Source organism: Promicromonospora sp. MS192 (assembly GCF_049532985.1).
Classification (GTDB): Bacteria; Actinomycetota; Actinomycetes; order Actinomycetales; family Cellulomonadaceae; genus Promicromonospora.
In genome coordinates, this window is sequence record NZ_CP186693.1 from 37,534 (window position 1) to 52,207 (window position 14,674).

The window sequence follows — 14,674 nt, forward strand, 5'->3', positions numbered from 1 at the left end:
CACCGGCGCACGGCAGGGGGCTACAGGACCGGCGTGTCGCGTCCCCGGGTCACCGTGGTGTCCCGGGGACGGGGCGACGCGCCAGGTCAGCGCAGGCCCTGCAGGTCCAGCACCAGGTCCTTGACCGACGCCGCCGGGACCTGCCCCGAGTCGTCCGTGACCCAGCGTTCGACCGACGCCGGGACCCTCGCGTCCGAGCACAGGAGCAGCGGCGTGTCCGCCGACGAGTCGGGCAGCCGGCCGTGGGTGCCGCGCACGTACGACCCGTCGAGCGGCGTCGTGCTCATCGCGTAGCGCAGGCCGAGCTTCTTGCGCACGAGGTTCAGCCCGGCCTTCGCCTTGGCCAGCGGGTCGGCCGGGTCGAAGAACAGCTCGGCGGGGTCGTAGCCCGGCTTGCGGTGGATGTCCACGCCGCGTGCGTACTCCGGGGCCCGGTCGTCGTCGAGCCAGAAGTAGTACGTGAACCACGCGCCCGGCTCGGCCACCACGACCAGCTCGCCGGCCCGCTCGTGGTCCAGCCCGTACTTCGCCTGCGCCTCGCGGTCCAGCACCTCGTCGACGCCGGGGACGGTGCGCAGCAGGTCGGCGACGCGGGCGACGTCCGACGGGTCGGTCACGTACACGTGCGCCACCTGGTGGTCGGCGACGGCGAAGGCGCGCGACGTCCACGGGTCGAGCTGCTCGCGGCCGTCCTGCGTGTAGACCTCCAGGTAGCCCTCGCGGCGCAGCAGCCGGTTGATGTCCACGGGGCGGTCCGCCGGCCCGATGCCGTACTCGGCCACGGCGACGACCGTGACGCCCGCGGCCTCGGCGTCGTCGAGCAGGGGCGCGAGCACGGCGTCCAGCTCGGCCGCCGCCCGGTCCGCCTCGGGGGAGTCCGGGCCGAAGCGCTGCAGGTCGTAGTCCAGGTGCGGCAGGTACGCCGTCGTGAGCTGGGACGTCCGCGTGCGCAGCAGGTGCCGCGTCACGTCCACGATCCACCGGGTCGACGCGATGGCCGCCGTCGGGCCCCAGTAGGTGAACAGCGGGAAGTCGCCGAACCGGCCCACCAGCTCGTCGTGCAGGGCCGCCGGGCGCACGTACGCGTCGGCCGACTTGCGCCCGTCGGCGTGGTAGATCGGCCGCGGCGTGACGGTGACGTCGGTGGTCATGCCCATCGCGTACCACCAGCAGACGTTGTCGGCGGCGTACATCGCGTCCCGCTTGCGGGCGGCCTCCCACACCTTCTCGCCCTCGACCAGCTTGTTGTGCTGCCGCCAGAGGTACACGTCGCCCAGCTCGCGGAAGTACCAGCCGTTGCCGACGATCCCGTGCTCGGCCGGCATGAGGCCGGTGAGCATCGTCGACTGCACGCTGCACGTGACGGCGGGCAGCACGGTGGCGAGCTCGGACTGCCAGCCCGCTCCCGCGAGGCGCCGCAGCCGCGGCATGTGGGCCAGGGCGCGGGCGGTGAGCCCGACGACGTCGAGGAGCAGCACGGGTGTCATGCGTCGATTCCTTCCGGGACGGTCTCGGTGCGGGTGGCGGTCCCGACGGTGTCGGGCAGCAGGTGGCCGGTGGCCCAGCGGAGCTCGGCGGCGATGCCCGCGACCAGCTCGCCCTCCCCGGCGGGCAGTACGTCGGGCGGCAGCACCGACCACGTGTACGTCTCGACGTCGAGGTGCGCCTCGGCGCCGTGCGGGGCGGCCCGGACGGCGTCGACGGCGTCGCGCAGCACCTGGGTCGTCGAAGCCAGCGGGGGTGCCGGCTCGTGGTGCAGCGGCACATGGAAGTGCACGCGCCACGGCCCGTCGCCGGGCAGGCCGGGGCGCCGGTCGGCGGTCCCCAGGGCCACCGGCAGGTCGTCGGACGTCAGCACCTCGCCGTCCGCGGTCAGCTCGCGCACCTGGTGCAGGTAGCGCTGCTCGACGAACCGGCCGACGGCGTCCCGCGCACCCGGTGCGGACGGGTCCGCGACCTCGAGCGCGGCCGAGGCCTGCACCTTGACCACGCGCAGCCCGGCGTCGGTGATCCGCCGGACGGCGCCCACCGGGTCGGCGAACGAGACCGCCAGGTGGCAGGTGTCCAGGCAGACGCCCACGTGCTCGGGGTCGATGCGGCGGTCGGCCGGCCACTCGGGCCCGGTGCGCGCGGCGAGCCAGGCGACCACGTCGTCCACGGTGTCGAGCACGCAGCCGGGCTCGGGCTCGACGGCGACCCGCACGGTGCGTCCGGTGCGCTCGGCGAGCGCTCGCAGCTCGGCGGACAGCGTGGCGAAGGCCTTGGTCGCCTCGTCGTCGTCGGCGCGGGTCCAGGGGGCGCGCCAGGCCAGGGGCAGGGTCGAGATGGATCCGGCGGTGCCCTCGGGGAGCAGGTCGGCCAGCACCCGCGCGCAGGCCAGCACGTAGTCGAGCCGGGCCCGCTCGGCCCAGGTGGGGGAGTAGACGGCGAGCTTGACGACCTCGCGGTGGAAGCCGCCGTAGGGGAACGCGTTCAGCGTGTGCACCTGGAGCCGGTGCTCGGTGAGCGCCGCCCGCAGCCGGTCACGGTCGGCGGCCGACCGGTCCAGGCGGTGGGCCAGCTCGGCGGGCAGCCACAGGCCGACGCCGAGCGTGTCCAGGCCCGCGGCCTCGCGGACGGGGCCGGCGTACCGGGCGAGCTGGTCGACGACGCCGTCGAGGTCCTCGGCGGGGTGCACGTTGGTGCAGTAGGAGAGCAGCATCCCGGCCCCCTCAGGCCCGCACGCCGCGGAGCACGGACGAGCCCTCGAACTCGACGCCGGGGGTGGGCGGCGCGCCCTCGGTGAAGCCCGGCACGGGGTCGAGCACGAGGTTGCCGGACTGCTCGTAGAAGGCGACGGGGTTGCGCCAGAGCACCTGGTCGACGTCGTCCTCGGTGAAGTCCGCGGCGAGCATCGCCCGCCCGGTCTTCACGGTCTTGAGCGGGTCGGAGCGGCCCCAGTCGGCGGCGGAGTTCACGATCATCCGCTCGGTGCCGTACTCCGTCAGGAGCGCGACCATGCGGTCCTCGTCCATCTTGGTGTCGGGGTAGATGGAGAACCCGGCCCACGCGCCGGCGTCCCGCACCAGGGCGACGTTGGTCTCGTTGAGGTGGTCCACCAGCACCAGCTCCGGCGCGATCCCCGACTCGCGCACGACGTCGAGGGTGCGGCGCGTGCCCGCGAGCTTGTCGCGGTGCGGGGTGTGCACCAGGACGGGCAGCTCGGCCTCGCGCGCCATCTGGAGCTGGGCGGCGAAGACCTCGTCCTCCTCGGGGGTCATCGAGTCGTACCCGACCTCGCCGACGGCCACGACGCCGTCCTTGAGCAGGTAGCGGGGCACCTCGGCGAGCACCTCGCGGCAGCGCGGGTCGTTCGCCTCCTTGGGGTTGAGCGCGATGGTGGCATGGTGGCGGATGCCGAACTGCGCGGCACGGAACCGCTCCCAGCCGAGCAGCGAGTCGAAGTAGTCGGTGAACGAGCCGACGGAGGTGCGCGGCTGGCCGAGCCAGAACGCGGGCTCGACGACGGCGCGCACGCCCGCGGCGTACAGGGCCTCGTAGTCGTCGGTGGTGCGGCTCGTCATGTGGATGTGGGGGTCGAGGATGCGCATCGTCAGTCCTTCGTCGTGCCGGTTCGGATGCTGGTGCCGGTGAGCAGGTCGAGGTCGGCGGGTACGGTGCGGCCCGCGGCCCGGCGCTCGGCGGCGAAGTCGCGGGCCATGCGGTCGAGTTCGGCGTCGGCGCGGGCGTCCAGGTCGTGCACGGCCGCGAGGCTCACGCCCTGGAAGACGAGCTTGAGCACGGCGTGCCGCCAGGTGTGCTGGTCCAGGTGCCGGGACCCGAAGGGGCCGACGGCGGCCGCGACGAGGCTGGGGTCGTTGGCCCGCAGGGCGTCGGCGGCGAGGTCGAGCCCGGCGGGCACGAGGTCGCCGACGTCGCCCCGCTCGGTCAGCGCGTCGAGGCCGCGCAGCACGCCGCGCCGCTCGGCGCCGTCGCCCTGGTGGTAGAGCGTGGTGAGGCGGCCGGCGCAGTCGGGGCCGGTGCCCACGGCGTCGGCCAGTGCGACGACGAGGGCCGCGCGGGCGGCGTCGTCGACGGTGCCGTGCACGACGCCGGCCGGGTCGCTGGCAGGGTGCAGCGGACCGCGCCCGACCCGGCGGGCCGCCAGGGCGAACGCGCGGGTGATCGTGTCCGGGTCGCGCGCGACGTCGGCGCGGGCGGCGGCGAGCCAGGCGGATGCGGGGTCCGGGTCGGTGTCCGGGCTGGTGGGGGCGTCGGTGCTCATGACACGGTCCTCTCGCTGATGGGCGCGCCGATGACCGCGGCCCACGCCCGCATCAGGGCGGCCCGGCCGTCCAGGGCGAGCCGCGGCGCGTCGTGGGAGTGGCGGGGCAGCTCGATCGCGGCGACGCCGGTGTAGCTGATGTCGGCGAGCGTGGCGAGCACCTGCGGCAGGTCGATCTCGCCCTCGCCGAACGGGCGGTGCTCGTGGTGGGTGCGGGGCATGTCGTCGAGCTGCACGTTGCTCAGGTGGGGCGCGGCGGCGCGCAGCGCACCCTCGACACCGCCGGGTTCGACCACCAGGCAGTGCCCGACGTCGACGGTGATGCCCAGCTCGGGCGGCTCGCCGACGTCGGCCAGGAGCCGCAGGGCGTCGTCGACCGTCTCGACGAGCATGCCGGGCTCGGGCTCGATCGCGAGCCGCACGCCGCGCTCGCCGGCGTACTGGGCCAGCGCGGGGATGCGGTCGCGGAGCCGGGCCCAGCCGTCGGCGGGGGCGGCGTCGTCGGGCAGGATCCCGGAGAAGAACGAGACGCAGGAGGCGTCCAGGTCGGCCGCGACCTCGATGGCCCGTTCGAGGAACCGCATCCGCAGGGCGGCGTCGCGGTCCACGAGCGTGGGCCGGTGCTTGCGCAGCGGGTCGAGCAGATAGCGCGTGCCGGTCTCGACGACCACCGCCGCTCCCTTGCCGCCGCGCATGCGCGCCAGGTGGGACCGCACGGCGGCGACCTCGGTGGGCGCACCGGGGGCGAACGGGTCCAGGTGCGGGAACCCGAGCGTGAGTGCGACGGCGTCGTAGCCCACGTCGTCGAGCACGTCGAGCGCGGTGTGCAGCGGGTGGTCGCCGAAGCCGTTGGTGCCGTAGCCCAGCAGGAACGGGGGCCTCATGTGATGCTCACCCCCGCCCGGCCGCGGGCCCGGCCCAGCAGCCGCAGCCCGTACCCGGCGGCGGCCACCCCGGCGAGCAGCGCCGTGGTGCCCAGGCTTCCCGCCCGCGCCGCCCATGCCGCCTGGAGCGGCACCATGGCCTGGATCCCGGACCGGGTGGCGGTGCGGGCGTTGGCCGCGGTCGGCTCGGCCGCCGCGCGGACCTGGCCGGGCAGGGCAGCCGTCGTGTAGGCGGCGGCCGCCGCGACGGTGGCCCACCGCGCGACGGCTCCGCCGTTCCCGTTCCGCGACGGCGTGGCGGCCGCCGCGACGGCCCCTGCCACGGTTCCGGCGGCCACACCCCCGGCCACCTGCGGCGACGTGCCGTGCACCTCACCGCGCGAGAGCACGGTGACGCCGAGGGTGTGGGCGGTGAGCCCGGCGGCGGCCGGGAGCGCGGCCCGCACACGGCCCGGGGTGGCACCGAGCAGCACGTCCAGCCCGCGGCACGCGGCCATGACGAACGGACCGGCCGGCCGGTCCTTGGCGACCAGGTCGTAGGTCCAGACGCAGGCGGCGAGCGGCACGGCGACGGCGAGCGCCCGCCGTCCGCCCGCGAGGCCCGCCGCCGTCAGGCCGCCCGCGGTGAGCGCGGCGCCGACCGTGAGTGCGCCCCGGGGCGTGATCCGGCCGGACGGGATGGGCCGCTCGGGGCGCTCGACGGCGTCGACGTGCCGGTCGCCGTAGTCGTTGAGCGCCATCCCGCCGAGGTACAGGCACGCGGACGCGACGGGCAGCAGCGCGTGGCGGGCGCGCAGCGGCACGGGCGCCGCGGCCCGTGCGGCCGCCAGCCCGGCGAGCGAGTCCCCGACGACGGACAGCGCGGCGGGTGCCCGCACCAGCTCCGCGAGGTCCGCGAGCCGGGCCCGGCGCGCGGCGGGCGGGCCGGCCGCCGTGGCGCCGGGAGCCGACGACTGCGTGCGCAGCGGAGGGTTGAAGCGAGGGGTGAAGCGGCGGGACGCGCGCGTCGTCATGGGCGGGCCTGCGCGGTGCGGCGCACCCAGTCCTCCAGCGCGACCGCCTGGGCGGCGGCGTCGTGCACGTCGGAGGTCCACGGGTCCTTGAAGAAGAAGCCGAGCTCCGGGACGGGGCCGCTGATCCCGGCGGCATGGGCGAGGGCGAGCAGGCGCGCCAGGTCGAGCACGAGCGGTGCCGCGAGCATCGAGTCGTGGGCGCTCCAGGTGGTCTGCAGCGTGATCCGCGACCCGAGGAAGCCCTCGACGTGCACGTGGTCCCACGCGACCTTGATGTCGCCCAGGTCGGGCACGTTGTCGATGTGCAGGGGCGTGGTCTCGCTGCCCGTCAGCGCTGTCAGGCCCCGGGTCTTGGTGGCGAGCTTGCTGCGCACGGCGTCGGGGTCGGCGAGCGTGGCGCCGTCGCCGCCGCCCAGCAGGTTGGTGCCGGACCAGGAGAGCACCTTCAGGCCGCGGGCGGCGAACGCGGGAGCCAGCACGGTGCGCAGCCAGGTCTGCCCGGTCTTGCCGTCCTGCCCGGCCACGGGGATGCCGCGCTCCCGCGCGAGCGCCGTCAGGGCGGGCACGCCCATGCCCGCCGAGGGGGTGAAGGCCGCGTAGGCCGCTCCGGCCAAGATCGCCGCGTACGCCGACACCGACGACGCGGGCAGCACCGCGCGGTCCGGGTCCGCCAGGGCGGTCAGCAGGGCCTCGGGGTCGTGGAGCTCGGGCGCGTCGGTGACCGGCGGCTCCGTCGAGGACAGGTCGATCACCACGACCCGGGCGAGCCCGTGCCGGTCCCGGAACGCGGTGATGTCGCCGGCGAGGCGTTCGGCCACGGCCTGCTGGGACACGGGCTGCTGGGACACGGCCTGCTGGGACACGGCCTGCTGGGACACGGCGGCGTCCGGCCCGGAGCCGTGGCCGGCGTGCGGGTCGTACCCGGGCCGCACCTCGGCGTCGGCCCGTTCGACGGCGTCGTGCGTCGCGGCGAGCAGGCGCGGCGGGATCATCCCGGTCTCCACGAGCCGCTCGGCGCGCTTGGTCATGGTGACGGCGGAGATGTCGTGCCCGCCCACCACGAGGTCGGCGAACTCGGGCAGGCCCGCGGAGGCGAACGGCTCCCGCGCGGTCACGCAGCCGGTCGGCGGCGCCTGGGCGCCCGCGATGGCCGCGAGGCCCACCGTCGCGGTGGTGGCCACGGAGCCGCGGGCTCCGACGAACCAGATTCCAGTGCGTTCTGCGGCGTGATGGCGTGCAGAGGCGTCGTGCATCGTTGCTCCCCGGTCCGACGTCGTCGTCCCGAGCAACCTATCCGGACTTATGCCGATTAGCAAACAAAAGTTCAAAGTTCACCGCGAGAAGCGCGATTCCCGACATCGGCCGATGTTTCTCCGCCCTCCCGGCCGGGAGGGCGGAGAAACCGGAGCCCCGGCGCTCAGGCCAGGCGCACGTCCGCACCGCGCGACGTCACGGCGTCGAGCGAGGCGAGCACCCCGTCGAACTCCTCGCTCAGGGCCAGGGCGCCCGCCGCGACATTCTGCTCCAGGTGACCGGCGTCCCCGGTGCCCGGGATGAGCAGCGTGCCGGCCGATCGGCGCAGCAGCCAGGCGAGGCCGACCTGCGACGGCGTGACGTCGAGCGCGGCGCTCGCGGCGAGCACCGCCGGCTCGTCGGTGACCTTCGGCATGCCGGGGAACGCGCCGCCCAGCGGGAAGAACGGCACCCACGCGATGCCGTGGGCCGCGCAGAGGTCCACCATCCCCTCGTCGGGGCGGGCGACCAGGCTGTACGCGTTCTGCACGCACGCGATGCCGGCCGGGAGCGCCCGGCGCAGCACGTCCTGCGTCACGCTGCTCAGCCCGATCGCGCCGATCTTGCCCTCGTCACGCAGGGCGGTCATGACCGCGAGCTGGTCGTCGAGGTCGACCACCTGGTCACCTTCCGCCAGGACGCCGGGCAGCGTGTCCATGCGGCGCAGGTTCACCACCGGGATCTGCTCGGTGCCGAGGCTCCTGAGGTTGTCCTCGACGCTGGCCCGGAGCTGCTCGGGCCGCTGGGCCGCGCGCAGGGGCACCGGGCCGTGCGGGTCGGGGTCGGCCCCCACCTTGGAGACGACGACGGCGCCGTCCTCGGGCCGGAGCGTGTCGCGGAGCAGCTCGTTGACGAAGCCGTTGCCGTAGAACTGCGCGGTGTCGAAGTGGTCGACGCCGAGCTCGACCGCGCGGCGCAGGAGTGCGGCCGCGGCCGCGCGGTCGCCGTGCAGCCGCTCGAGCTGCATGGCGCCGTAGCCGACGCGGGAGACGGTGTGGCCGGCGAGCGGCGCGGTGCCGCCGGGGCGCGGGGTGCCGGGCGTTTCGGGAGCGGTGCTGGATGTCATGGAAGACCAGTCCTCGTGCGATGATGGATGAAGCGGAGGACCCTCCGCTCTTCGACCGTAGCACAACCGGAGGTGCCTCCGCTTTGTCTGTCCCCGCATCCGGCCGTCCGGCGCGCTCCGACGCGCTCCGAAACCGCGGCAAGCTCGTGGCCGCCGCCCAGGAGGTGTTCGCCGCGTCGGACGACACCGTGTCGCTGGAACGTGTGGCCCGCGCCGCCGGCGTCGGGATCGGCACGCTGTACCGCCACTTCCCCACCCGCGAGGACCTCGTCGAGGCCGTGTACGGCGCCGAGCTGGACGCCGTCGCGGCCAGCGCCGCCGAGCTGCTCGGCCAGCTCCCGCCCGACCAGGCGCTCCGGGCGTGGATGGACCGCTACGCCGCCTTCGTCGCGACCAAGCGCGGCATGCTCGACACGCTGCGCACCGGCTGGGCGACGGGGCGCATCGACCAGTCCGTCACGCGGGAGCGCGTGGCGGCTGCCCTGGGCTCGATCCTCCAGGAGGGCGCGCGGACGGGGGTGCTCCGTGCCGACGTCGACCCGTCGGACGTCGCCGCGCTGCTGCTCGGGGCGCTCCTGTTCGTGGGCGCCGAGGGCCGGCCGGACCGGACCGAGCGCCTGCTCGACCTCGTCGCGGCGGGGCTGCGGCCGGAGGGGTGACCGTGGGTGCGGGTCCGCGCCGCGGTGCCGCCCGGCAGGGCCGGGGCCGCGTCCGGATCCTGGGCCGGGCTTTTGCCGATCGTCCGGCTGTGGCACCATGACCCGCATGACTCAGCGCTTCACCCCGAGCTCCACCCCGCGACAGGTGATCATCATTTCGTAGCGCGTCCGGCGAGAATCGCACCGGGCGCGCAGACCTTCCACACCCTGGAGGGTCTTTTTTGTTGGCCTGAAGACCTGGCACGGCCAGGTCGCACACATGGTTGGGAGCCTCGATGACCACCCCCTCGTTCCAGGTGTACGACACGACGCTGCGTGACGGCGCGCAGCAGGAGGGCATGAGCCTCTCCGTCTCCGACAAGCTCGCCATCGCGGCGCTGCTCGACGAGCTCGGCGTCGGCTACATCGAGGGCGGCTGGCCGGGGGCCGTGCCTAAGGACACCGACTTCTTCGCCCGGGCCGCCGCCGAGCTGACCCTGAAGAACGCGGTGCTCGCGGCGTTCGGCGCCACCCGCCGGGCGGGCGTGCGCGCGGGGGACGACCCGCAGGTGCGCGCGCTGCTCGACGCCGCGACCCCCGTGGTCACGCTCGTGGCCAAGTCGGACGTGCGGCACGTCGAGCGCGCGCTCAAGACGACCCGCGCCGAGAACCTCGCGATGATCAGCGACACCGTCGCGTTCCTCGTGGGCGAGGGCCGCCGCGTGGTGCTGGACGCCGAGCACTTCTTCGACGGCTACCGGTTCGACCGCGAGTACGCGACCAGCGCCGTGACCACCGCGTTCGAGGCCGGTGCCGAGGTGGTCACCCTCTGCGACACCAACGGCGGCATGCTGCCGACCTGGGTGGGCGAGATCGTCCACGAGCTGCGGGCGTCGACCGGCGCCGGGGCGGACGGCCTGCTCGGCGTGCACGCGCACAACGACAGCGGCTGCGCCGTCGCCAACTCGCTGGCGGCCGTCGAGGCGGGCGCGACCCACGTGCAGGGCACGGTCAACGGCTACGGCGAGCGCACCGGCAACGCCGACCTCATCACCGTCGTGGCCAACCTGGAGCTCAAGGGCGGCATGACCCTGCTGGCCGACGGCGGGCTGCGCGAGGCGACCCGGATCTCGCACGCCATCAGCGAGATCACCAACATCTCGCCGTTCGCGCGGCAGCCGTACGTGGGGGCCAGCGCGTTCGCGCACAAGGGCGGCCTGCACGCCAGCGCCATCCGCGTGGACCCCGACATGTACCAGCACACCGACCCCACGCTGGTGGGCAACGACATGCGCATGCTGGTCTCGGACATGGCCGGCCGCGCGTCGATCGAGCTCAAGGGCCGCGAGCTCGGCTTCGACCTCGCGGGCCAGGGTGAGCTGCTCTCGCGCGTCACCAACCGCGTGAAGGACGACGAGGCCGCGGGCTACACCTACGAGGCCGCCGACGCGTCGTTCGACCTGCTGCTGCGCTCCGAGCTGGGGCAGCGCCCGGAGTTCTTCGCCGTCGAGTCGTGGCGCACCATCGTGGAGACGGTGCCGGCGGGCGCCGCCCCGCCGTCGGTCCACGCGCCCGACGCCGCCGCCGTGGCCGAGGCGACCGTCAAGATCCGCGCCGGCGGCGAGCGGATCGTCACCACGGGTGAGGGCAACGGGCCGGTCAACGCCCTGGACCAGGCGCTGCGGCACGCGCTGTCGCGGGTCTACCCGGAGCTGGACCGGTTCGAGCTCATCGACTTCAAGGTGCGGATCCTGGACACGGAGCTCGGTACGGACGCGATCACACGGGTGCTGATCGAGACGAGCGACGGCGGGCGGTCGTGGTCCACGGTCGGCGTCGGCCCCAACATGGTCGAGGCCGCCTGGGAGGCGGTCACGGAGGCGTACGTCTACGGCCTGCTGACCTCGGGCGTGGAACCCCGCCCGTGAGGTAGCGCCCTGGCGAGACAGAACGGTGGCGAGACGGAACCGCTGAGGTCCTGTCCCGCCACCGTTCTGTTCTCGGCGACGTGGGTCAGACGGCGGCCGGGCGGTCCAGCTTGGCGGCGCCGACGTGGAGCTGCGGGTCGCGGACGGCCTCGTAGGTGGCGCGGATCGCGGCCGAGGACCGGTCGTAGGTGCGCTGGGCGACACGGACGAACAGGTAGTCCACCACGGTGAGCTGCGCGATGCGGCTGGACATGGCGCCCACCCGGAACTGCGTCTCGCGTGCCGTGGTGGCCAGCACCACGTCGGACACCAGGCCGATCGGGGCGTCGGGGAAGTTGGTGATGGCCGCCGTCAGCGCGCCGCGCCGGCGCGCGATCTCCAGGGCCTGGTTGGTCTCGCGCGTCTGGCCCGAGTGCGAGACGGCCACGGCGACGTTGCCCGGCTCGAGCAGCGCCGAGGAGGCCAGCTGCTGGTGCGGGTCGGGGGAGCTGAACACGAAGACGCCGATGCGCTGCAGCTTCATCGCCAGGTCCGCCGCGGCGAGGTTGGAGGAGCCCACGCCGTACACGTCGACCCGCTTGGCCTCTGAGATGGCCACGGCCACGCGCTCGATCGCCGCGGTGTCGATCATGCGGGCCGTCTCCTCGATGGTCCGCGCCTCGTGGAACGCGATCTTGGAGACGACGGCCTCGATGTCGTCGGTCTGGTTGATCTCGCCCTCGGCGATACCGGACCGCTCCATCTCCACCTCGCGCCGGCTGGTCGCCTGCGCCAGGTCGATCCGGAACTCGGGGTAGCCCGCGTAGCCGACGGCGCGGCAGAACCGCACCACGGTGGCCTGTGACGTGTCGGCGTGACCGGCGAGCTCGGTGATGGTCGAGGCGACGACCGTGTTCGGGTCGTCGAGCACCGTCTGCGCCACACGCGCCTCCGCTGGGCGCAGCGTCGGCAGTGCGCGCCTGAGTCGGACGAGAACGTCACCTGTCATGTCGCATCTCCCGCAGATCGGGTGGTAGGCCTAGGGCTCGGAACATACACCCGTACCGGGGATTCGGGCACAACGGGGTGTGAAGGAGGCAGCCGACGGCTCGGCGTCACTGAAAGTCGTCACCCGGCAGCTCGGTGGCCGACAGCTCCGCGGTGAGGATGTCGTTCGCGTTCGCGTCCTCGGCGGACTCGCGCAGCGTGTGGTGACCGTCCACGCGGACGGTGAGCCACGGCCGGAAGCCGGCCACCGACTGCGGGGTGTCGCGCAGGCGGCGGGCCAGGTGGAGCGCACCGTCCAGCGGCGTGCCACCGCTCGGCACGAGCGACACGTCCGGCCGGTCCTCCGAGAGGTGCTTGGTGAGCGACACCGTCAGCGGCGACTCCTCCTGCACCAGGCGGCCGGTCGTGGAGGCCAGGGGCGGGATGCCGCGACCCAGGGCGCTGGACAGCGTGTCGGCGAGGTGCCGGCCCGCCTCCTCCAGGATGCGGATCGAGACGCCGTCCCCCTCGGCGGCCGCGATGATGACCTCCGGGGCCATCGAGGCGAGCTGCCGGGCGCGCTGGGTGTTCTTGTAGAACTGGTTGGGCCAGCTCTCGATGAGGCCGAACTTGGCGACCGCGGCGTCCAGCAGGCGCTTCGAGCCACCACGGCTGGCGCCGTCGTGGTAGCGGCCCGCCGCGCGCAGTGCCTCGCCGCCGACCCACACACCGGCGCCCAGGTCACCCAGCAGATGGCCCCAGCCGTCGGCGCGGCGCCAGCGGCTCACGCCGTCGTACCCGAACGCGACGGCGCCCGTGCCCACGGAGAGCACGGCACCCGCGCGGCCGCGCAGCGCGCCCAGGTGGGCGGTGAGCGCGTCACCGGCGACGGCGGTGCGGTTGGTCCGCAGCTCGCGGGCGAGGATGTCGTGCACCTCGAGCGGCTTCTCGACCAGCGAGGTCAGGCCGGTGATGCCGACGGCGGCGGACGCGACGGGCGCGGTGCTGCCGTCGCTCATGCCGTCGACGCCCATCCGGGCGGCCCACGCGTTGAACGACTGGCACAGGGAGGCGACGACCGCCGGGGCGTCGCTGCCCCGGTGGTTCACCTTGACGGCGCGGCCGTTCAGGCTGATGCGCTCAGGGTTCACGGAGTTGCCGAACTCGGCGACCAGGCGCGAGCCGCTGCCGCCTACGTCGAGCGCGACGACCCAGGCGTCGACCGCCGTCTCATCAATACCCAGTGCGAGTTCGGACACCCGGTCATTCTGACACGAAACCAGGGCAAGGTTGTCTAAAGAAAGGAGTAAATTCTGGCCTGATCTGCGGTGCCTTCTCGCCAAAAGTCCGGATGTGCCCGACGCCGGGAACCCCACCTTCCGTACCTAAGGCGGGGACCGGCGTCGGACACCGCAGGCACCGTCGCCTACTGTGAACACGTGCGCGGAGAGTACAAGGTTCCATCGGGAAAGCTGGTTCGTGTCGAGACCGGTCTGGCTGCCGGGCGGCTGGCCGGGACACGGGTGAGCGGAGACTTCTTCCTCGAGCCCGACGAGGCGCTGGAGGCCATGGGGGAGGCGCTCGACGGGATGCCCGCGGACGCCTCCAAGGCCCAGCTCGCCGAGGTCGTGCGGGGTGCCCTCGAAGGGGCCACCGCCGTCGGGTTCGACGCCGACGCCGTGGCCGTGGCCACCCGGCGGGCGCTCGGCCGTGCGACCGCCTGGGAGGACCACGAGTTCGAGGTGATCCGGACCCCCGCGGTCTCGCCCCTGCTCAACGTGGCGCTCGACCAGGTCCTGACCGAGGAGCTGGGCGCCGGCCGCCGCGGGCCCACCCTGCGGTTCTGGGAGTGGGACGAGTCCGCCGTCATCATCGGCTCGTTCCAGTCCCTGCGCAACGAGGTCGACACCGAGGGTGCGGCACGGCACGGGGCCCGCGTGATCCGGCGGATCTCCGGGGGTGGCGCCATGTTCATGGAGCCCGGCAACACCATCTCCTACTCGCTGTACGTGCCGGGCTCGCTCGTGGACGGGCTCAGCTTCGAGCGGTCCTACGCCTTCCTGGACGACTGGGTGATCGGCGCCCTGCACGGGCTCGGGATCGACGCCACCTACGTGCCGCTCAACGACATCGCCTCGCCCGCCGGCAAGATCGCCGGCGCCGCCCAGAAGCGGCTCGCCGGGGGCGCCGTGCTGCACCACGCGACCATGGCGTACGACATGGACGCCACGAAGATGACCGAGGTGCTGCGGATCGGTCGTGAGAAGCTCAGCGACAAGGGCACCCGCAGCGCGAACAAGCGCGTGGACCCGCTGCGCTCGCAGACCGGGCTGGGCCGGGCAGAGGTCATCGACGCGCTGGAGGCCGCGTTCCGGGCGCGGTACCGGACGGTCACCGGAGAGGTCACGACGCGGGAGTGGGAGCTGGCGGACAAGCTCGTCGAGTCGAAGTTCGGCACCCCGGAATGGACGGCGCGCGTGCCCTAGGGCCGGTACGGACAGACCGTGCCATGATGGGCAATCACGGTTTGGTAACACCCCTAGCAGATACATCAGTGCGTCAGTAATCTCCACGCAATGCCGCGTATTGGGAAGTTCATTTCTCAGAAATATCACCTGGCTA

General features: G+C 73.9%; 13 protein-coding genes. 3 read left to right on the plus strand and 10 right to left on the minus strand.

Translation table 11 applies throughout. The features are described 5' to 3' along the window. Window positions 1–86: 86 nt before the first annotated feature. The 8 genes from ACO229_RS00175 to ACO229_RS00210 form a co-directional block, all read right to left on the minus strand. On the minus strand, window positions 87–1,487 hold the full coding sequence (locus ACO229_RS00175; protein ID WP_397410579.1) for an alkaline phosphatase family protein: 1,401 nt from the start codon (window positions 1,485–1,487) through the stop codon (window positions 87–89). Beyond that, window positions 1,484–2,701 carry a metabolite traffic protein EboE gene (gene eboE / locus ACO229_RS00180; protein ID WP_397410577.1) on the minus strand — a complete coding sequence of 406 codons (1,218 nt, stop codon included), beginning with the start codon at window positions 2,699–2,701 and terminating at the stop codon, window positions 1,484–1,486. The genes ACO229_RS00175 and eboE overlap by 4 nt, the downstream gene beginning before the upstream one ends. A gap of 10 nt (window positions 2,702–2,711) precedes the next feature. After that, window positions 2,712–3,590: a TatD family hydrolase gene (locus tag ACO229_RS00185; protein WP_397410575.1), complete on the minus strand. Its 879-nt coding sequence runs from the start codon at window positions 3,588–3,590 to the stop codon at window positions 2,712–2,714. A gap of 2 nt (window positions 3,591–3,592) precedes the next feature. Then, entirely contained in the window at window positions 3,593–4,264 is a 672-nt protein-coding gene (locus tag ACO229_RS00190) for an EboA domain-containing protein (protein ID WP_423463309.1), read from the minus strand. Continuing rightward, window positions 4,261–5,148, minus strand: coding sequence for a sugar phosphate isomerase/epimerase family protein (locus ACO229_RS00195; RefSeq protein WP_423463310.1), 888 nt, complete (start codon window positions 5,146–5,148; stop codon window positions 4,261–4,263). Before ACO229_RS00195 ends, ACO229_RS00190 begins: the two co-directional genes overlap by 4 nt. Further along, on the minus strand, window positions 5,145–6,161 hold the full coding sequence (locus tag ACO229_RS00200) for an SCO3242 family prenyltransferase (protein WP_397410570.1): 1,017 nt from the start codon (window positions 6,159–6,161) through the stop codon (window positions 5,145–5,147). The genes ACO229_RS00195 and ACO229_RS00200 overlap by 4 nt, the downstream gene beginning before the upstream one ends. Beyond that, on the minus strand, window positions 6,158–7,414 hold the full coding sequence (locus ACO229_RS00205) for an inositol-3-phosphate synthase (protein ID WP_423463311.1): 1,257 nt from the start codon (window positions 7,412–7,414) through the stop codon (window positions 6,158–6,160). The genes ACO229_RS00200 and ACO229_RS00205 overlap by 4 nt, the downstream gene beginning before the upstream one ends. A 164-nt stretch (window positions 7,415–7,578) precedes the next feature. Beyond that, window positions 7,579–8,520, minus strand: a complete 942-nt coding sequence (locus ACO229_RS00210) for an aldo/keto reductase (protein ID WP_423463312.1) — start codon at window positions 8,518–8,520, stop codon at window positions 7,579–7,581. An 83-nt stretch (window positions 8,521–8,603) separates the two neighbouring features. Here ACO229_RS00210 and ACO229_RS00215 point away from each other — a divergent pair, with 83 nt between their 5' ends. Together ACO229_RS00215 and cimA are read left to right on the plus strand one after the other, a co-directional pair. Then, window positions 8,604–9,179: a TetR/AcrR family transcriptional regulator gene (locus tag ACO229_RS00215; RefSeq protein ID WP_397410564.1), complete on the plus strand. Its 576-nt coding sequence runs from the start codon at window positions 8,604–8,606 to the stop codon at window positions 9,177–9,179. Window positions 9,180–9,454: 275 nt separating this feature from the next. Next, window positions 9,455–11,086 carry a citramalate synthase gene (gene cimA / locus ACO229_RS00220; protein WP_423463313.1) on the plus strand — a complete coding sequence of 544 codons (1,632 nt, stop codon included), beginning with the start codon at window positions 9,455–9,457 and terminating at the stop codon, window positions 11,084–11,086. An 85-nt stretch (window positions 11,087–11,171) separates the two neighbouring features. Here cimA and ACO229_RS00225 read toward each other — a convergent pair whose 3' ends face one another. Both ACO229_RS00225 and ACO229_RS00230 read right to left on the minus strand, forming a co-directional pair. Beyond that, window positions 11,172–12,074, minus strand: coding sequence for a MurR/RpiR family transcriptional regulator (locus tag ACO229_RS00225; protein ID WP_397411657.1), 903 nt, complete (start codon window positions 12,072–12,074; stop codon window positions 11,172–11,174). 106 nt (window positions 12,075–12,180) lie between these two features. Continuing rightward, on the minus strand, window positions 12,181–13,311 hold the full coding sequence (locus ACO229_RS00230; RefSeq protein ID WP_397411655.1) for an N-acetylglucosamine kinase: 1,131 nt from the start codon (window positions 13,309–13,311) through the stop codon (window positions 12,181–12,183). Window positions 13,312–13,491: 180 nt separating this feature from the next. Between ACO229_RS00230 and ACO229_RS00235 the strand changes: the two genes are divergently transcribed. Continuing rightward, window positions 13,492–14,538: a lipoate--protein ligase family protein gene (locus ACO229_RS00235; protein WP_423463314.1), complete on the plus strand. Its 1,047-nt coding sequence runs from the start codon at window positions 13,492–13,494 to the stop codon at window positions 14,536–14,538. Window positions 14,539–14,674 lie beyond the last annotated feature (136 nt).

Excerpts from the sequence above, each read along its gene's own strand:
- ACO229_RS00175 (WP_397410579.1), bottom strand. The coding sequence starts at position 1,487 with ATGACACCCGTGCTGCTCCTCGACGTCGTCGGGCTCACCGCCCGCGCC.
- eboE (WP_397410577.1), bottom strand. The coding sequence starts at position 2,701 with ATGCTGCTCTCCTACTGCACCAACGTGCACCCCGCCGAGGACCTCGAC.
- ACO229_RS00185 (WP_397410575.1), bottom strand. The coding sequence starts at position 3,590 with ATGCGCATCCTCGACCCCCACATCCACATGACGAGCCGCACCACCGAC.
- ACO229_RS00190 (WP_423463309.1), bottom strand. The coding sequence starts at position 4,264 with ATGAGCACCGACGCCCCCACCAGCCCGGACACCGACCCGGACCCCGCA.
- ACO229_RS00195 (WP_423463310.1), bottom strand. The coding sequence starts at position 5,148 with ATGAGGCCCCCGTTCCTGCTGGGCTACGGCACCAACGGCTTCGGCGAC.
- ACO229_RS00200 (WP_397410570.1), bottom strand. The coding sequence starts at position 6,161 with ATGACGACGCGCGCGTCCCGCCGCTTCACCCCTCGCTTCAACCCTCCG.
- ACO229_RS00205 (WP_423463311.1), bottom strand. The coding sequence starts at position 7,414 with ATGCACGACGCCTCTGCACGCCATCACGCCGCAGAACGCACTGGAATC.
- ACO229_RS00210 (WP_423463312.1), bottom strand. The coding sequence starts at position 8,520 with ATGACATCCAGCACCGCTCCCGAAACGCCCGGCACCCCGCGCCCCGGC.
- cimA (WP_423463313.1), top strand. The coding sequence starts at position 9,455 with ATGACCACCCCCTCGTTCCAGGTGTACGACACGACGCTGCGTGACGGC.
- ACO229_RS00225 (WP_397411657.1), bottom strand. The coding sequence starts at position 12,074 with ATGACAGGTGACGTTCTCGTCCGACTCAGGCGCGCACTGCCGACGCTG.